The sequence below is a fragment of the Corynebacterium sp. ACRPS genome, from assembly GCF_022346005.1.
Classification (GTDB): domain Bacteria; phylum Actinomycetota; class Actinomycetes; order Mycobacteriales; family Mycobacteriaceae; genus Corynebacterium.
On the sequence record NZ_JAKRMY010000025.1, the window covers coordinates 1 to 17,846 of the forward strand.

Annotated in this window: 17 protein-coding genes; 4 read left to right on the forward strand and 13 right to left on the reverse strand. The window is 61.9% G+C overall.

The window, feature by feature from the left end; translation table 11 throughout:
• Window positions 1–174 precede the first annotated feature (174 nt).
• From MHX65_RS10980 to MHX65_RS11030, 11 genes are all read right to left on the reverse strand, one after another.
• Entirely contained in the window at window positions 175–999 is an 825-nt protein-coding gene (locus MHX65_RS10980; RefSeq protein WP_239270098.1) for an alpha/beta hydrolase fold domain-containing protein, read from the reverse strand.
• A 179-nt stretch (window positions 1,000–1,178) separates the two neighbouring features.
• The gene (locus tag MHX65_RS10985; protein ID WP_239270099.1) at window positions 1,179–1,856 is read right to left on the reverse strand and encodes a type 1 glutamine amidotransferase domain-containing protein; all 678 of its coding nucleotides are present in this window, start codon (window positions 1,854–1,856) and stop codon (window positions 1,179–1,181) included.
• A gap of 31 nt (window positions 1,857–1,887) precedes the next feature.
• Window positions 1,888–2,799, reverse strand: a complete 912-nt coding sequence (locus MHX65_RS10990; protein WP_370657803.1) for an adenosine deaminase — start codon at window positions 2,797–2,799, stop codon at window positions 1,888–1,890.
• A gap of 45 nt (window positions 2,800–2,844) precedes the next feature.
• Window positions 2,845–3,738 (reverse strand): RDD family protein, encoded by an 894-nt coding sequence (locus MHX65_RS10995; RefSeq protein WP_239270101.1) that lies wholly within the window; start codon window positions 3,736–3,738, stop codon window positions 2,845–2,847.
• A gap of 55 nt (window positions 3,739–3,793) precedes the next feature.
• Window positions 3,794–4,873 (reverse strand): YhjD/YihY/BrkB family envelope integrity protein, encoded by a 1,080-nt coding sequence (locus MHX65_RS11000; RefSeq protein ID WP_239270102.1) that lies wholly within the window; start codon window positions 4,871–4,873, stop codon window positions 3,794–3,796.
• A gap of 94 nt (window positions 4,874–4,967) precedes the next feature.
• On the reverse strand, window positions 4,968–5,999 hold the full coding sequence (gene trpS, locus MHX65_RS11005) for a tryptophan--tRNA ligase (protein ID WP_239270103.1): 1,032 nt from the start codon (window positions 5,997–5,999) through the stop codon (window positions 4,968–4,970).
• 11 nt (window positions 6,000–6,010) lie between these two features.
• Window positions 6,011–6,490 carry a DinB family protein gene (locus MHX65_RS11010; RefSeq protein WP_239270104.1) on the reverse strand — a complete coding sequence of 160 codons (480 nt, stop codon included), beginning with the start codon at window positions 6,488–6,490 and terminating at the stop codon, window positions 6,011–6,013.
• A gap of 15 nt (window positions 6,491–6,505) precedes the next feature.
• Window positions 6,506–6,697 carry a hypothetical protein gene (locus MHX65_RS11015; RefSeq protein WP_239270105.1) on the reverse strand — a complete coding sequence of 64 codons (192 nt, stop codon included), beginning with the start codon at window positions 6,695–6,697 and terminating at the stop codon, window positions 6,506–6,508.
• Between the two features lie 50 nt (window positions 6,698–6,747).
• Entirely contained in the window at window positions 6,748–7,695 is a 948-nt protein-coding gene (locus MHX65_RS11020; RefSeq protein ID WP_239270106.1) for a trimeric intracellular cation channel family protein, read from the reverse strand.
• Entirely contained in the window at window positions 7,695–8,588 is an 894-nt protein-coding gene (locus MHX65_RS11025; RefSeq protein ID WP_239270107.1) for an exodeoxyribonuclease III, read from the reverse strand. Before MHX65_RS11025 ends, MHX65_RS11020 begins: the two co-directional genes overlap by 1 nt.
• Window positions 8,589–8,623: 35 nt before the next feature.
• Window positions 8,624–9,877, reverse strand: a complete 1,254-nt coding sequence (locus tag MHX65_RS11030) for an MFS transporter (protein ID WP_239270108.1) — start codon at window positions 9,875–9,877, stop codon at window positions 8,624–8,626.
• A 191-nt stretch (window positions 9,878–10,068) separates the two neighbouring features.
• Here MHX65_RS11030 and MHX65_RS11035 point away from each other — a divergent pair, with 191 nt between their 5' ends.
• From MHX65_RS11035 to MHX65_RS11045, 3 genes are all read left to right on the forward strand, one after another.
• A complete protein-coding gene (locus MHX65_RS11035; protein ID WP_239270109.1) occupies window positions 10,069–12,282 on the forward strand; it encodes an NADP-dependent isocitrate dehydrogenase in 2,214 nt (737 codons plus the stop codon).
• 200 nt (window positions 12,283–12,482) lie between these two features.
• Window positions 12,483–13,904, forward strand: coding sequence for a PepSY-associated TM helix domain-containing protein (locus MHX65_RS11040; RefSeq protein WP_239270110.1), 1,422 nt, complete (start codon window positions 12,483–12,485; stop codon window positions 13,902–13,904).
• Between the two features lie 55 nt (window positions 13,905–13,959).
• Window positions 13,960–16,011 (forward strand): M3 family metallopeptidase, encoded by a 2,052-nt coding sequence (locus MHX65_RS11045; protein WP_239270111.1) that lies wholly within the window; start codon window positions 13,960–13,962, stop codon window positions 16,009–16,011.
• Here the strand turns inward: MHX65_RS11045 and pdxT are convergent.
• Window positions 16,008–16,616, reverse strand: a complete 609-nt coding sequence (gene pdxT / locus MHX65_RS11050) for a pyridoxal 5'-phosphate synthase glutaminase subunit PdxT (RefSeq protein ID WP_239270112.1) — start codon at window positions 16,614–16,616, stop codon at window positions 16,008–16,010. The two genes, MHX65_RS11045 and pdxT, sit on opposite strands and share 4 nt — an antisense overlap.
• A 10-nt stretch (window positions 16,617–16,626) precedes the next feature.
• Window positions 16,627–17,514, reverse strand: a complete 888-nt coding sequence (gene pdxS, locus MHX65_RS11055) for a pyridoxal 5'-phosphate synthase lyase subunit PdxS (RefSeq protein ID WP_126318381.1) — start codon at window positions 17,512–17,514, stop codon at window positions 16,627–16,629.
• Window positions 17,515–17,595: 81 nt separating this feature from the next.
• Between pdxS and MHX65_RS11060 the strand changes: the two genes are divergently transcribed.
• Window positions 17,596–17,846 (forward strand): GntR family transcriptional regulator (locus tag MHX65_RS11060; protein ID WP_239270113.1); only part of this gene is annotated, 251 nt, incomplete at its 3' end.

Sequence of the window (17,846 nt, forward strand, 5' to 3'; positions counted from 1 at the left end):
AAACAGCTCAAGCAACGTCAACGGTCCAAACGATAAGCGGGGGTAAAACCGGCTACCGGGCGGCTACCGCCACCCCGGTACCTGGTACCGCCTTACCGGTCCCTAAAACAAGCCCGCGTCAGACTGGGGCGGTTGCTGCATTTTCACCTACACTTCGCGCCACATAAAGTGCGGCTAGAGGTGAGAACCGAGGTGCTCGATAAGATCTGCCAGCATTCTGCGCGACTGGGGCGCACGCGGGCGTACCTGATCGAAGCCGTGATAAGCACCTGCATACACATCAAGTGTGGTCTCGACTCCGGCGTTCTGCAGTGCGGTAGCAAAGGCTACGGATTCATCATGAAAAAGGTCGATGTCTCCCACGCCGATCCACGTGGGCGGCATCCCCGAGTGATCCGAACGCGTCGCCGGCGATGCATACGGTGGCAGCGGGGTTCCTAAATGGTCCTTGCCTAAGTACATATCCCAAGCGCCGCGATTTAAATTCGGAGGACAAATAAACTGCCCCACCGCACCCTCTTTAACAATGGTGCGGTGATCAAGCATTGGATAGACCAATCCAAGCGCTCGAATGGAATGACCTTCATCCACCGTGCGCTGGGCAAGGCCTGCGGCCAAGCCACCGCCGGCGCTATCGCCAGCGACCGCAATGCGCGAAGTATCCGCGCCTAAAAGCTCGCCATTTTCCTGCATCCAGCGCAAAGCGGCATAACACTCTTCCAGATCCGCAGGAAAAGGTTCCTGCGTGGATTTGTGATAGCGCGGTGCGATGACGATGGCCCCCAGCTCCGATGCGATGAGCGAAGTTTGGGGATCATGCATCGCGGGACCACCGAGCAGGTGACCTCCGCCGTGAATCCACATCACCACGGGACGTGGCTCGGCTGGCGCTCCATCTCCGCGTGGAGTAATAACGCGGGCACGGAATGCTTGGCCTTCAAAAGAACAAGATAGCTCGTCGATGTCCACCGGACGCCACTTCGGACGTGCCACGTCCATATTGGCAAATAACCTGCTCGTTCGAGCGAATCGATCACCCGAAAGCAAGTGCAGCGGCAGGTACAGTAATGGGCTGCGAAGCTCAGGAGCAACGCTGCGTAGATAAGGACGGCGGCTCTTTATATATGCCGCCGCCCCTACTACCGCACTACCTGCAGCGAGAGCTTTCAGCGCCCGCATTAAAAGTCGCGCAGGATGCGCTGTGCCAAAGGCTCAGAGGATGCTGGGTTCTGGCCCGTGTAGAGGTTGCGGTCAACCTCGACATAAGGCTGCATCGGATCGGTCTGCTTGAAATCAGCGCCGAGCTCGCGCAGGCGGGTCTCAACAACCCACTTGGCAGCGGCGATGGTCTCCTCGCCCTCTTCGGCGTTGGTAAAGCCGGTCATGGTGTAGCCCTTGAGTGGCCAGTTGTCATTGTCCAGCGCGAGCAATGCAGCCGGTGCGTGGCAGACCAGGGATAGCGCGCGACCGGAGTCGATGCGCTCCTGCAGCAGCTTGGCAGAGTCCTGGTCATAAGCCAAGTCCTCCATCGGGCCGTGGCCGCCGGGGTAAAAGACGAGGTCGTAGTCGGCTTCCTTAACATCGGCCAGGTTCAGTGGGTCTTCCAGGTCCGGGCCGATTTCTGCGAGGTAGTTCTCCTGCTCGGCGCGGTCGCCCTCAGACAATACCTCGAGGCTGTACTCGTCTACTACTGGTGCCTTTGCGTTCGGCGTAGCAAAGTCGATATCCCAACCAGCGTTCTTAAACACGCGGTGCGGAGCGATGAGCTCCTCGGCCCAGTAACCGGTAGGGCGGGCGCTGCCATCAGCAAGCGTCCACTTATCAGCGGCGGTAACAACGAATAGTGCGGAAGGCATGTCTTCCTCCTTTATGTAGATTAACTATCTATTACTCTTCGGAAGCGTTGTCATTCAGGTTCATTGAGAACCCGGAATCTTGGAGCGACTCCTCAGTATCGGGGCCGGCAAGTTCCGGATCGGAGAGGTCCTCGTAGGCCGGAAGGACAACGGTCTCAAGGATACGCTGCCTTGTTTCTTCGGTGTCGAAAATATTCTCAATCGCCTTCACGGTAAGATCGAAAAACTCCTCCAGTCCGTACCCAAAGGTCTCGCTCAAGGCGAGAAACTGCCTGCTCAGCGTGGAATCTCCGGAGGAGACCGAGCAGGTAAAACCAAGCTGCTGTAACAGCGGCAGCGGGTGATCAGTGAGTTCCTCAACATCGTCCACGGGCGAAAATACCAGTGGAATGTGTCGGTCACGGATCCATCCGGAGGCCTTGCCTGGGCGGATTCCATCGACATCGGCGGTGAAATCATCAATCATATTCACCGGTCGCAGCAAACGGTTCACGCCGGCCTGGGCGGCGCTTTCGGTAGCGGCGAAATCCTCGCCCACCGCGATCTGGGTAGGCAGGTACTTCGTGCGGAACTCCGCCGCGGCGGCAGCATTCCCCTCCGGCAGGGTGTAGCCAGCAATGCCCGCAGAGTCCTCGGCATTAGCCGCCGGCTCTGCCGCCTCGAGGACAAACCGTACCTCGAGATCTCCGAATCGTTCCGCGGCCACCTCGCGTACGACTGCGGACGTATCGAAAGAGTAAGCCGCAGGGTTGAGCTGCAGCTCGGCGTAGACCAGGTGGTCATCGGCAAGCTGGGCGCACTGCTCGCGGATATCCGCGTTCAATTCCTCCGCGGTGCTGGCCTGCGAGCGGACCGGTTCCCACAGGGATACCTTTGGAAGTTGTTCCACCACGCTCTCGGCGGAATCCTTATTTTCGGGGCTAATTAATGGTGCATCGTGCATGCGCACCATCGTAGGTATCTGCCCGAAGTTGCGCCATGCGGCGTTCTACTTGCGCGGCTTCCTCTTAACCACTTCGGCGTTTGCGAGATCGTCGTGGGAACCGCGCAGGTTGTTTTCCTCGTTGATGGTGGTCGCGTGCACCACCGCGCCCAGCATGCCCACCAATTGCCCAATGCCAGGGATCACGTTGATAAGGCGCCACCACTGGCGCTTGGCGGACTGGCTAAGGCTGAGCTTTTCCTTCGTATCCACGTCCCGCACGGTATAGCCGGCAAGAATCTTTGCCGGGCTAGCGCCCATCCATACCTCGCTGCCCAGGACGTAAACCACCATCACGATGCAGGCAACAACAAAGGACAACGCTTCCACATCCGCGAGCTCGTCGACGCCCGCGCCAACCGCGCTGCTGATGCCGCCGGCCAAGAAAAAGTCCAAGATGCCCATGCCGATGCGCGTTTCCTGGGACGGCCGTTTCTGCGCTTGGTGCTGGACTGGCGCCGGCGCGGCAGCGGGCGATGGCACCATCTGCTGCTGCGGCGAGGCATGCTGGGCGAATGGATCGCGCGCGTACGGGGAGGCATACGGGCTAGGCTGGGCAAAACCCGGCACCTGCGCCGGGCCCTGCGGTTGATCGTGGAAGCTCGGTTGCGGGCGCGGCGCCGGCGACCACTGCCCCACCGAGCTCAGCGTGCCGAGCTCGCCCCACGTCGGGCGGAGACCAGTGCGCAATGCTTCATCGTATTCGGCCCTCTTCTTCGCCGAACCCAGGATGCTGGCCGCTATGCGCAGCTGGACGCGCCGCGGCTCATCCTGGTTATATCCCTGCTGCCCGAGCTTGATGTCTTTTGCTTCCAATAAAACGGAAAGCTCATCCTCGCCACCATTGCGGTCGAGGTCCCACTTTTCGTAGAAGTCTGGGGCAATATCATCGGCGTTCATAGTGTCCTATCTTAAAGGTATAGCTCGGCGCACTCCTCCCCCGTAGGGAGGATTTTTATTTCCGGCGGAAAAGCTTCGCCACGCCCACGGCCGCAGCGCCCAAAGCGGCACCCACGCCGAAGACCGCGCCGGCCGGTGCGCCCTCGCGCACCTCATTGCGCACGCGAATAACGGCGGGTTCTGGAACCGGCGGGTGCGCATACTTCAGGGATTCTGCGGTCGTCGCAGTCCATGCGGAGATATACAGCACCACGCGCCACACCAGGTACATGACAATCATCAGGACGATGACCGGGCCAAAGACCGCACCGGCCGGGCTGCCGGTGGCAGAGGACATAATCACCGTGGACAGCTGCTTAATGGCCTCGAATGCCACCGCACCAATGGCAGCGCCGATAAAGCCGGACTTCTTAGGCACCTTCGTGCGCGGCAGGATCATAATCAGCCACCACATGACGATGAAGTTGGCGATAAGTCCCAGCAACAAGCCACTGAAGAAGAAGACATAACCCATGCCGGGGAAAGAATCGATACCTAAGAGGTCAAATATCTTCTGCGTAAGGCCGGAGGAACCCGCCGCGGTCACGCCGAAGGCGACGACAAAGGCAATGATCAGGCCGATAAGCCCCAGAAGGTCAGAGAACTTCTTTTTCAGGAAGGAGCCGCCGTCATTGGCATCGATGCCCCACATGGCAGAAATGCCGATGCGCAGGTGGTTCATCCACCCCAGTCCGGACCACAGAGTAGTCAAACCACCAATACCGAACATGGCGCCGCGCTGGTCGATGGCCGTATCCAAAATCTCATTGACCGACTCGCTGAGGTTCCCGTCAATGGAGTCGGTGATATAGGACTGCAAGTCATTGAGCAGGTCCTCACGGTTAGCAAGGACAGCGGCGATGGTGGCCACCAGCAGCATCGCCAACGGGAAGATGGACAGGACCGAGTAATAGGTAATGCCAGCAGAAAACTGGTTGCCGCCTTCTGCGGCATAGCGCTCCTGCATGCGCATGAGGTGGTCAACAAAGGGCGATTTACGCCGTACCTTATCTATCGCTCCCGGATCATCGGCGTTCGCACGCTCGATGCCGTAGTGGTCCGTCTTCTTAGAGGAGGATTGCGTGGTGGTGGACACGTGCTTCCCTTCTTGTTCGCACAGCGCTTATCCCGTATAGCGTAGCTGGCAAACACCCACTTGTCCCTCGGTGGGGTGGGTTAAGGGGTACCTACTACCTGCGCGGGCGAGGAAGGAAGCCGACTTTTTCATAGACGGCATCGACAAGCGGCTGCGCTACTTCCTGTGCGGTCTGGGCGCCGCGCTCCAAGATGCGCTCCAGCTCGCCGCGATCCGCCATGAGCTCGTCATAGCGCTGCTTGAGCGGGGTGGTAAAGGCCTCGAGCGCCTCCGCGGTATCCACCTTCAGGTGCCCGTAGCCCTTGCCGGCGTACTTTTCCACCAAGGAGTCGATGGACTCGCCGGTCAGCGCGGACTGGATGACCAGCAGGTTCGATACGCCCGGCTGGTTTTCCCGGTCGAAGGCGACCGAGCCCAGGTCATCGGTCACGGCGGACTTAATGCGCTTGGCAGAGGTCTTCGGGGCGTCGAGCAGGTTGACCAAGCCCTTGGGGTTGGGGCCGGACTTAGACATCTTGGACGTCGGGTCCTGCAGGTCATAGATCTTCGCCGCGCCCTCTGGAATGAACGGCTCCGGCACGTGGAAGGTCTCGCCGTATTTATTGTTGAAGCGCTCAGCCAGATTGCGGGTGAGCTCCAAGTGCTGGCGCTGGTCCTCGCCCACTGGCACGTAATCCGGCGAATACAGCAGGATATCGGCGGCCATCAGGATGGGGTAGGTAAAAAGGCCCACCGAAGTGCGATCGGCGCCGCGCTTGGCGGATTTATCCTTGAACTGCGTCATGCGGGAGGCCTCACCGAAGCCGGTCAGGCACTGGAATACCCAGGTCAGCTCCGCATGGGCGGGCACATGGGACTGGACGAAGAGGGTGGATTTCTCCGGGTCGATGCCCAGCGCAATGAGCTGCGCCGCACCGGCCATGGTGCGGTTGCGCAGCTCCTCCGGATTCTGCTCCACGGTAATCGCGTGCAGATCCGGGATGAAGTAAAAGGCATCGTAGCCTTCCTGCAGGTCGATCCACTGCTTGAGCGCTCCCAAGTAATTTCCCAAGTGATAGGAATCAGCGGTGGGCTGAATGCCGGAAAGTACGCGGGATGCGGAATTAGATGCAGTGGAATCAGTCATGTCAGGTAATGTTACTCCGTCATTTTTGCTTGTTGATTGGCCGCCCCAAGATGCTGCGCGGCATCATCAAAAATCGAGACCAGCCGGACACCGCGGGTAACGTGCGGCGTCCACGAGGTGTCGATCACGTCATCGAGGTTGTCATCCTCCAGCGAGGACACATACGCCTTGACCTGTTCCAATGCTTCCTGGGTATAGCTGCGGAGCTTGCCAATGTCCTGCGTGGTCACCGCACGCGCTTCCTCCGCCGATTGGCCATAGCCCATGGCATCCGGCAGATCGAGGTCGTAGCGCTGCCACAGCTCTTCTTCCCCGGTTAGTTGCGCAAGCTGCAGGTCCGCCATGCGGCCGGTGTGCCATAGCAGCCACGTGATCGAATTCGGGTGATCACCAAAGTGCGCATTGGCGGTCTCGTTGCTCAGCTCCGGCAATGCGGAGAGCGCATCGAGCGGGCGCTGCGCCATGTCCGTGAGTAGATCGATAGCTTTCATCTCAGACCTTTCCCCTTAGACCTTGCGGGAGGTGGGGCTGACGATGTCCATGAAGATGGCGAAACCGGTCACCATGAAGGCACCGCCGACACCCATGAGAACGATGGGGCCAAGGAAGGCGAAGGACGGTCCGACAGTAGTCCACCACCAGATGCTCAAGGCGAGGATTACGGCGCCAAGGACAAAAGGAATAATTGCGCGAGCCATGAACTTTCTCCGTTGCAGATTTCGAAATTTTTAACGTGTTTATACTAGCACTACTGCTTGTGCTTGGGGGTCCTTTGCCTGCCCACATCCTCCTTGTTGAAGGTCCATTGCTGCTGCGCATCCACTCCCCTCGCCCCAGGTGAGTGCTTGCCGCTGGGGCGGGTAATGGATGAGCGGGCGGTCGGCCGTGCAATCCGGTTGCTATTTAGCTCCTCGAGGCTGAGCGGGGAGGAAAAATCGCTTGCGTTGCGCTTGCTGCGGCCCAGCGGCCGGGTAATCGGGCTGGCGTAGCGGGTGGCCGCGCCCGCCTTCCGCTTTGCACGGCGGGCGCCATCGCGCACGATGCGCGCCGATAGCCGCAGGCGCGGATCCATCTGTTGCTCACCATCGCGGTATTCAAAGACGGGCAGGCCCGTCTTGAAGTAGATAGCCGCAAGGCGCGCAGCGAAGCAGACCAAGGCGGTAATGATCGCCGTGGGTTCCTCCGATAGCCCGGCGCGTAGGAGAATCATGTAGAGTCCGGCCGCGAGGATCGAGATCGCCGCATAAAATTCGCCAGAAAATACCAGCGGAATGCGGTCTGAGAGCAGATCACGCAACACGCCGCCGAAGACGCCGGAGATGACCGCGGATACCGAGGCGATGATGAAGCCGTAGCCCAAGTGCGCGGCAATCTGGGTGCCCAGCACGGAAAAGACCGCCAGCCCCAAGGCATCGAGGATGAGGAAGAGGTGGCGGAAATAGTGCATGAGGAAGGACATGCCCACCGTGACGATGGCGGCGGCGATGACGATGACCAGATAGACGGGGTGCTCCACCCAGGTCAGCGGCGGATCCGCGAGCACGATATCGCGGACGGTGCCGCCGCCTAGCGCCGTGATGGAGGCGATCATCGTCACGCCGAAGAGATCGAGCTTCTGCCGTCCGGCCGATAGCGCAGCGGTCATGGACTCGGCGGTAATACCAATGACGTACAGGACGCTAAATAGCGGCGACATCAGGCGTATTCCACCAGGAGCGGCGAGTGATCGGACCAGCGCTGCTCTACGGTCGGGGCCTTATCCACCCAGGTGCGCCGCGCGCGATCGAGTAGCGGCTGAGTTGCGGCTTGGTAGTCGATGCGCCAGCCCGCATCGTTATTGAAGGCCTGACCGCGGTAGGTCCACCAGGTATAGGGTCCATCGGCCTCTGGGTGGAGCCGGCGCGCCACGTCGAACCACTGCGGCGCGGTGGCCGGCTCCCACGGCGTGGTGCCCGCGTAGTCCACGACGCCGAGCCACTCACCCAGGTTCTTTTTCTCCTGCGGCGCCTCATCCGGGAAGCTGCCGAAAACATGATCCATAAAGGCACGCTCTTCCGGCAGGTGGCCGGCCTTCTTCTCGTTGGCCTTATTATTCTTCAAGTCTTGGGCGCGGTGGCAGATATTCCAGTCGCCGCCGATGACCATGTCCTTATCGGCGTTTTCTGCCAGCACGGCATCGAATTCATCCAAGAAGCGGTACTTTTCATCCAGCTTCGGCGAATCGGTATCGCCGGAGGGCAGATACAGCGAGGCCACGCGGATATCGCGGGTGGTAGCGGCAATCCAGCGGCCGGCGTCGGTGAAGGAACCGAAACCGATATCGACATCGGCAAGCGGCGTGCGAGAGAGGATGCCTACTCCGGCGCGGCCCTTAGCGGCGGCATCGGCAAGCTCCAAGTGCCAGCCCGCCTCCAGGGCTGGTGCCAGGGCCTTTCTGGCTTGGTCCGGGGTGGCGCGGACCTCTTGCATCAGCACGATATCGGCCGGGGTCTGTTCCAACCAGGCATTCATGCCGGGGTTATTCTCATTGCGCTGCTTGCACGCGGCGCGGATTCCGTTGACGTTGACGCTAGCGATGGTAAGGCTCATGGTGCTCCAGAATATAGGCGTGTGCGGTGGTAGTTCTAGCCGCGATTGGCAAGGCGTTTTTTATCCCACATTGTTATCGCCCACACAACGCAACCCGCGGCCGCCAAGCCGGCGCCCGCCAGCGCCGGAGCAGAGTAACCCAAGCCCGCGCCGACGACGATGCCGCCGATGGTCGCACCGGCCGCGTTCGCGATATTGAGCGCGGACTGGTTGAGCGCTGCGGATAAGGTTTGGGCATCGCCCGCCACGTGGACCAAGCGCAGCTGCAGGGAGGGAACCAGCGTGGAGCCCATAAACGCCACCATGCCAAAGCAAATGGTGGCCGGGATGGCGTGGCTGGAAAGGAAGTAGAAGGTCGTGAGGATGATGATCAGGCTGGCCAAGGCGAAAATGATGCCGAATTCGAGGTTGCGGTCCGCCAACCAGCCGCCAAAGGCATTGCCTATCGTCATGCCAATGCCGTAGGCCATGAGCACGACCCAAATCAGGCTATCGCTCAGGCCCGCGACCTCGGTCATGGTCCAGGAGATATAGGTATAGACGGAGAACATGCCGCCGAAACCCACCACGCCCATGATGACGGTGAGCCACACCTGGCTGTTTTTAAAGGCGCCGAACTCGGTGCGGATATCCGTTTGTTTCATCTCCGTCATGTGCGGCATGAGAAAGAACAGGGCCACGGCGGTAATAAGGCCGATGACCACAACCACCAGGTAGGCCGCGTGCCAACCCAGCGCGGACCCCAAAGCCTGTGCCGCGGGCACGCCGATGACCGTGGCGATGGCAAGGCCCATGCCCACAAACGCCATAGCCTTGCCGCGCCCGCCGGGAGGGGCCATTGACGCCGCAGACAGGTTAGCCACGGAGAAGTACGCGCCGTGAGGCATGCCGGCGATGAAGCGTGCCACCATGAGCACCCAGTAATTCGGCGCGAGGACCGAGAGCAGGTTGCCCACCACCAAAAAGCCGATGAGCAAGAGGATGAGGCGGCGGCGCGGGAGCTTGCCGGTAAACGCCGCAATCAGCGGCGCGCCGACCACCACGCCGAGCGCGTAGGTAGTAATCAGCGTGGAGGCGGTATCTTCAGAAACCCCGAAGTCCTCCGCGATCAGCGGCAGCAGGCCCATCGAGACGAACTCGGTAGTACCGATAGCAAACGCGCCAAGGGCCATCGCCACCATGACGATGGTGCGGCGCTCGGTAGAAATCTCCGTCTGGCGGGGCAAAGGCCGACGGTGAATACGGTGTTCGTGGGCGCTGCGCGGGCTTAACTGATCGATAATTTTCACGAGGGGCGACGATACACCCCACCTGGGCATAAAGCATGTTCAGGGCGTGGGCAGGTGAAGAGATTTACCCAGCGCATGGCCCCGTGACCGATGCCACCCAGCCCCAGAATGTACCGAGCGCTCCACATGGAGCGGACAAAATCGGTAATCTGGTCATCTGAAGAAATTTTCCCACATTTAATAGGAGAATCATGGCTAAGATTACGTGGACCCGTACCGATGAGGCGCCGCTTCTGGCGACCTACTCCCTCAAGCCCATCGTGGAGGCCTTCGCTTCCACCGCGGGCATTGACGTAGAAACCCGCGATATTTCCCTGGCTGCCCGCATCGCCGCGCAGTTCCCGGAGCGCCTCACCGAGGAGCAGAAGGTGGAAGACGCCCTGGCTGAGCTGGGCAAGATGGCCAAGACCCCAGAGGCTAATATCATCAAGCTGCCGAATATCTCGGCTTCCCTGGTGCAGCTGAAGAAGGCTATCGCCGAGCTGCAGGCCGCCGGCTACGATCTGCCTGATTACCCGGATAACCCTTCCACCGACGAGGAAAAGGACATCGCGGCCCGCTACGATTCCGTCAAAGGCTCCGCCGTTAACCCCGTCCTGCGTGAGGGCAACTCCGACCGCCGCGCGCCGGAGGCCGTGAAGAATTTTGTTAAGAAGCACCCGCACCGCATGGGTGAATGGTCCAAGGATTCCAAGACCAACGTCGCCACCATGGACGATAACGACTTCCGCCACAATGAGAAGTCCGTCATCATCCCTGAGGAAGATACCCTGTCCATCGTGTTGAAGACTGCCGACGGCGAACAGACCCTGCTGCCGGAGCTGCCGGTACTTAAGGACGAGGTCATCGACGGCACCTTCATGTCCGCCAAGGCCCTCGATGAGTTCCTGCTCCAGCAGGTCAAGCGCGCCAAGGAAGAGGGCGTGCTCTTCTCCACCCACCTGAAGGCCACCATGATGAAGGTCTCTGACCCCATCCTCTTCGGCCACGTCGTGCGCACCTACTTCGCCGATGTCTTTGATAAGTACGGCGACGAGCTCATCTCCGCCGGCCTCAACGGCGAGAACGGCTTGGGCTCCATCCTGGAGGGCCTGGACAAGCTCGACAATGGCGAGGAGATCAAGGCGGCCTTCGAATCCGCGCTTGCCGATGGCCCCGATCTCGCCATGGTCAATTCCCACAAGGGCATCACCAACCTGCACGTGCCTTCCGATGTCATTATTGACGCCTCCATGCCGGCAATGATCCGCACCTCCGGCCACATGTGGAATAAGAACGACGAGGAGCAAGACACCCTCGCCGTCATCCCGGATTCCTCCTACGCCGGCGTGTACCAGGCCGTCATCGAGGACTGCAAGGAAAACGGCGCCTTCGACCCCACCACCATGGGTACCGTTCCGAACGTCGGCCTGATGGCCAAGAAGGCCGAGGAGTACGGCTCCCACAACAAGACCTTCAAGGTGCCCGCTGCCGGCACCGTTGAGGTCCGCAATTCCAAGGGCGAGGTGCTCATCGAGCACGACGTCGAGGCCGGCGATATCTGGCGCGCCTGCCAGACCAAGGACGAGCCGATCCAGGATTGGGTCAAGCTCGCCGTTAACCGCGCCCGCCTGTCCGGCATGAAGACCATCTTCTGGCTCGACCCAGAGCGCGGCCACGACCGCAATATCCAGTCCCTGGTGGAAAAGTACCTGAACGACCACGACACCGAGGGCTTGGACATCGAGAGCCAGGATCCGGTCACCGCTACCAAGACCTCCATCGAGCGCATCCGCCGCGGCGAGGACACCATCTCCGTGACCGGTAACGTGCTGCGTGACTACAACACGGACCTCTTCCCCATCCTCGAGCTGGGCACCTCCGCAAAGATGCTGTCCGTGGTTCCACTGATGGCAGGCGGCGGCCTCTTCGAGACCGGTGCCGGCGGCTCCGCCCCGAAGCACGTCCAGCAGGTGCAGGAAGAAAACCACCTGCGCTGGGATTCCCTCGGTGAGTTCCTGGCGCTGGCCGAGTCCTTCCGCCACGAGAACCAGACCAACGGCAACGAAAAGGCCGGCGTGCTGGCCACCACCCTGGACAAGGCCACCGAGCGCTTGCTCAATGAGGGCAAGTCCCCATCCCGCAAGGTGGGCGAGAACGACAACCGCGGTTCCCACTTCTTCCTGGCCACCTTCTGGGCCGAGGAGCTGGCTAACCAGACCGAGGATGCCGATCTCGCGGCCGCCTTCAAGGACGTCGCCTCCGAGCTTTCTGGCAAGGCCGATGAAATCTCCCAGGCTCTTATCGATGCCCAGGGTGAGCCCGCCGACCTCGGCGGCTACTACTGGCCCAACGACGAGAAGACCTCCGCTGTCATGCGCCCCGTCGCACAGTTCAACGAGATCATCGACGGCCTGAAGAAGTAAGAGCTTTCTTCACCAGCTAGATTTCACCGCGCGTTCCCTTTGCAGGGCGCGCGGTGTCGTCGTTTTCGCCCCCCTCGTTTTCACACAACTGAAAAAATTTTTCACCTTCCGGGAACCAGGGTTGCCTAAGTTCCGACTATTAGTGCAGTTGATATCAGCACCCATGCAACTGACCACTAAGCACGAAAGAGAACTATTTTATGAGTCGGACGGCTCTGCGTTCCTTCATCCAACGCATACACTTCTACGGCGGCATGTTCGTCGGCCCCTTTATCCTGATCGCGGCATTGACCGGCTGCCTCTACGCACTGGCGCCCACCCTGGAAAATTTTGCTTACCGCGACGTCATGACCGTCGAGGAAGTAAATAACCCGGTAAGCCTGGAGGACCAAATCAGCGCTGCCCAAAAGGAGCACCCGGAAATGCCGGTCTCCCAGGTGTGGCCGGCAGAATCGGCGAAGGACTCCACGCGCGTGCTGGTGGCGGATCCGGGCATCGACGAGAGCCTGCAGCGCACCGTGTTTATTAATCCGGCCGATGGCGAGGTCATTGGTGACTACCCCACCTATTCTGGCCTGGGCGAAATGCCGCTGCGCCGCTGGATCTCCTCGCTGCATGAAAGCTTCCACCTGGGCCAGCCGGGCGAGCTCTATTCCGAGCTAGCCGCCTCCTGGCTGTGGGTCCTGGCCTGCGGCGGCCTTTACATGTGGTGGATTCGCCGCCGGCCTAAGAAGGCTGCCGCGCCGCTAAAGAACCAGCCGCAGCGCTCCAAACGCTGGAAGGCCACCCGCCTGCACTCCACGATGGGCGCTTGGATTTTCATCGGGCTCATTGGCCTGTCTGCCACCGGCATCACCTGGTCCCAGCTGGCCGGCGGGAACGTCAATTCCGTGGTGGAGAAAATGAACTGGAAGGCCACGCCGGTAGAAACCGCGCTTACCACCGATTCCTCCGCCGATGCCGCACACGATGCCCACGCCGGGCACGAAGGCCACGGCGCCCACGGCGCTCACGGTGGGGATGCGGAAGCTGCGGGCGAGGCACTGGAGCCGGCGGTCATCGCCGAGCAGGCCGAGCGCGTCTATGCCACCGGCCGCGCGGAAGGCCTAACCGGCCCGCTGCGCCTGTACGCGCCGGAAGACACCGACTCGGGGTGGAAGGTCAGCGAGCGCTGGGTCGAGTGGCGCTATACCTCCGACGAGGTCTCCGTCGACGGTTCCACCGGCGAGGTCATCGACCGCCTTCCATTCTCTGAGCTGCCGCTGTTTAGCAAGCTCAGCAACTGGGGCATCTACCTGCACATGGGCATCATGTTTGGCCTGCCGCTGCAGATTGCCCTCTTCGCACTCGGCCTCGCCATCGCCGCCATGGTGGTGCTGGGCTACTACATGTGGTGGAAGCGTCGGCCGCAATTTGCACCTGGCTCCAAGCGGCACTTCTCCTGGGCCACCACCGGCCTAGGAGCGCTCTTTGCCGCCACCATCGGTGTATTTATGCCACTTTTGGGCATTACCCTTGCCGCATTCCTCGTACTAGACATCATCTTGATGAATACCGGAAAGCGCAAGACCACCGCGCCAAAGAAGCAGGATGAAGACGCGGAGCTCGTTCCCGTGGGCTAGCAATCTTAGTGAATACCATCACACAGGGTGGAGTTAATGGGTACATTGGTCATTTATGACTAATCCATTACTCCACCCTTCATCGTTGCCCTACCAACTCCCGCCGTTTGCGGAGATTAAGGTCGAGCACTACCGCCCCGCCTTCGACGAAGCGCTCGCGCGCCACGACGCCGAGCTTGCCGCCATTACCGAAAACACCGCCGTCCCCACGTGGGAAAACACCGTGGAGGCCCTCGAGCGATCCGGCCAGGACCTCGACCGCGTCATGGCGGTCTTTGGCAACCTTTCTGGCACGGACGTCACCGATGAGATGGAAGTAATCGCCGCCGATATCTATCCGCGCCTGTCCGCCCATTACGATGCGATGTACCAGGACGAAAAGCTCTACCAGCGCATCAAGGACGCCACCCCACCCGCCGGCGATGAGGAGGGCGCGCGCCTGCACGAACACCTGCTGCGCACCTTTGCGCGCCAGGGAGCGGATCTCGATGCCGCCGGCAAGGCCCGCCTCTCCGATATCAACCAGCGCCTCTCCGCCCTCTCGGAGGAATTCGGCCGCAATCTCATGGCCTCCACGCGCGAGCGCGCCGTCGAGTTCACGGAGGAAGAGCTCGAGGGGCTGCCGCCGGAGCGCATCGCCTCAGCCAAGGCGGATGCCAAGGCCCTAGGCCGCGAAGGCTATGTCATCCCGCTCGAGCTGCCCACCGTACAATCGGAGCAGTCCCGGCTGGCGCAGGAGGGGGCGCGCAGAAAGCTCTATGCGGCATCGGCAAGCAGGGGCTCCGAGAACAACATTCCAGGGCTTATCGAGGCCGTCCAGCTGCGCGCCGAACGCGCCGAGCTGCTGGGCTATGCCTCCCACGCCGATTACGTCATCGCGGAAGAAACCGCTGGCAGCGCCGATGCCGCGCGCGACATGCTCGCAGACCTCGCCCCCGCGGCCGCGGCCAATGCCGCCGGCGAACACAAGCTATTAGCCGAGGAAGCCACGCTCAACGAGCAAGACTTCCACGCCGCCGACTGGCCCTACTGGGAATCCAAGGTCCGCGCCCGCGACTTCTCGCTCGACGAGGAAGAGCTGCGCCAGTACTTCCCCCTAGACAACGTCCTTACCCAGGGCGTATTCGCCGCCGCCGAGCGCCTGTACGGCATTACCGTTATCCCGCGCGAGGACCTGGAGGGCTATGCCGAGGGCGTGCGCGTGTGGGAGGTGTTCGACAAGGATGTCGAACACAAAGAACAGGGCGAGCACGGAGATAAGGGAATCGGCCTGCTGCTCACGGATTACTTCGGTCGCCCCACCAAGCGCGGTGGCGCGTGGATGAGCCAGTTCGTGGGCCAATCGGGCCTGCTGGAGCGCAAGCCGGTCATCGTCAACGTGCTGGGCATTACCAAGCCCGCCGATGGTTCCCAGCCCCTGCTGAGCCTGGACGAGGTGCACACCCTCTTCCACGAATTCGGCCATGCCTTGCATGGGCTGCTTTCCGATGTCCACTACCCCACCTTCGCCGGCACCAACGTCCCGCGCGACTGGGTGGAATTCCCCTCGCAGATCAATGAGAACTGGGCGCTGGATAAATCGCTGGTCAAGCAGTACGCGCGCCACGTCGATACCGGCGATCCGATCTCCGATGAGCTGCTCGATGCCGTAACCGCCGCCTCCGAATTTGGCCAGGGCTTTGCCACCTCGGAGTACTTGGCGGCCTCCATTATCGACTTGGCGTGGCATTCGCTCAGCGCCAAGGATGCCGCAGCGCTGGATGCTACCTCGGAGGCGGTGGACTCATTCGAGGAGGAGGCCCTGCGCGCGGTGGGCCTGGATAACCCGCACATCGCCCCGCGCTATCGCTCGACGTACTTCAACCACATCTTCGCCGGTGGCTACTCCGCGGGCTACTATTCCTACCTGTGGGCGGAGGCGCTCGATGCCGATGGTTTTGAGTGGTTCAAGGAGCAAAGCGATCTGCGCGCCGCAGGACAAAAGTTCCGGGACCTCATCCTCTCCCGCGGCGCCTCCCGCGATTTCGGCGCGGCCTACCGCGACTTCCGCGGCCGCGATAAGGACGTCGCGCCGCTGCTCAAGCGCCGCGGCCTATCCGGCACCTAGCGGATACTGGCCAGCCAGGCGGCATGCACGCGCGCCTCATCGTTTTCTTCCGGGTGAAAGCTCAAAGCGGTGACGGTGCCGTGGCGCACGCCCACGACCGCCTCCTCCGCGCCGTCGTGCGGCACGGTCGCGATGACCTCCACGCCCTCGCCCACACGGGTGACCAGCGGGGCGCGGATAAAGCTGGCCTCGATGGGCAGCGTTTCTTCCCCGACCGCGACCGGCACGGTGCGCTCGGCGGAAAAGCGCTGGTTGCCAAAGGCATTGCGCCGCACGGTGATATCGAGCAGCCCCAGGGTCTGCTGGCCCGGCGAGGGGTTATCCAGCTCGCGGGCGCAATAAATCAGCCCGGCGCAGGTGGCGAGCACGGGAAGGCCTGCGGCTACAGCCGCCCGCAGTGGATCGGCCACGCCGAAGGTGCGGGCGAGCTTGTCGATGACACTCGACTCCCCGCCCGGGATCACCAGCCCATCCAGCCCCTCGAGGTCGTGCGGCACGCGCACCCGGCGCGTGTCCGCCCCCAGGCCTTCAAGGATGCGCAGGTGCTCTTCCACGCCGCCCTGCAGCGCGAGCACCCCGATCGTGGCGCTAGCTTCTTGTGGCATGACCACGCGATTACCAGCCGCGCTCGGCTAGGCGGTGCGGTGCCGGCACATCGCCGACATTGATGCCGACCATGGCCTCGCCCAGGCCGCGGGAGAGCTTGGCGAGCTCGGCGGGGTCATCGTAAAGCGTGGCGGCCTTCACGATGGCCTCCGCGCGCGCCGATGGGTTACCGGATTTGAAGATGCCGGAGCCCACGAAGACGCCTTCGGCACCCATCTGGCGGACGAGGGCGGCATCGGCAGGCGTGGCCACGCCACCGGCAACGAAGAGGACGACCGGCAGCTTACCGGTCTCCGCAACCTCCGCAACCAGGTCGTACGGCGCCTGGAGTTCCTTGGCGGCGACGTACAGCTCGTCGCGGTCGAGGTGCTGCAGGCGGGCGATTTCCGCGCGAATGGTGCGCAGATGCTTGACGGCCTCGGAGACATCGCCGGTGCCGGCCTCGCCCTTGGAGCGAATCATGGCCGCGCCCTCGGTAATGCGGCGCAGGGCCTCGCCCAGGTTGGTCGCACCGCACACGAATGGCACATCGAAGTCCCACTTATTGATGTGGTTGACGTAATCGGCGGGGCTGAGCACCTCGGACTCGTCGATGAAATCCACGCCGAGCTCGCCCAGAATCTGCGCCTCGACGAAGTGACCAATGCGCGCCTTCGCCATCACGGGGATGGATACGGCGTCGACGATGCCCTCGATAAGCTCCGGATCGGACATGCGGGCCACGCCGCCCTGGGCGCGGATATCGGCAGGCACGCGCTCAAGTGCCATGACGGCGCTCGCGCCCGCATCCTCGGCGATGCGCGCCTGTTCCGGGGTCACGACGTCCATAATGACGCCGCCCTTGAGCATGTCAGCTAGTCCACGTTTCACGCGCGTGGTCGCAATGTTTTCGGTCATGCGCTCTATACTGCCCTGCCCAAGTGGTACAAGTAAAGAACCATTTCCCGCGTGTTGGGTTGTACCACTTATACTGTTCTTATGCCCCTGCGCCTCGACCCCGCCGATACGCGCGCCCTGCCGGTCCAAATCGCCGCCGCCGTGCGCGCCGATGTCACCTCCGGCGCCCTGCTGCCCGGCGAACCCGTCCCCTCCACCCGCGCGCTGGCCACCCAGCTCGGCGTCTCCCGCGGCAGCGTCGTTACTGCGTATGAGCAGCTCACCGCCGAGGGCTACCTCAGCGCTGAGGTTGGTTCCGGCACCGTCATCAATCCCCGCCTGCCCCACAGCCC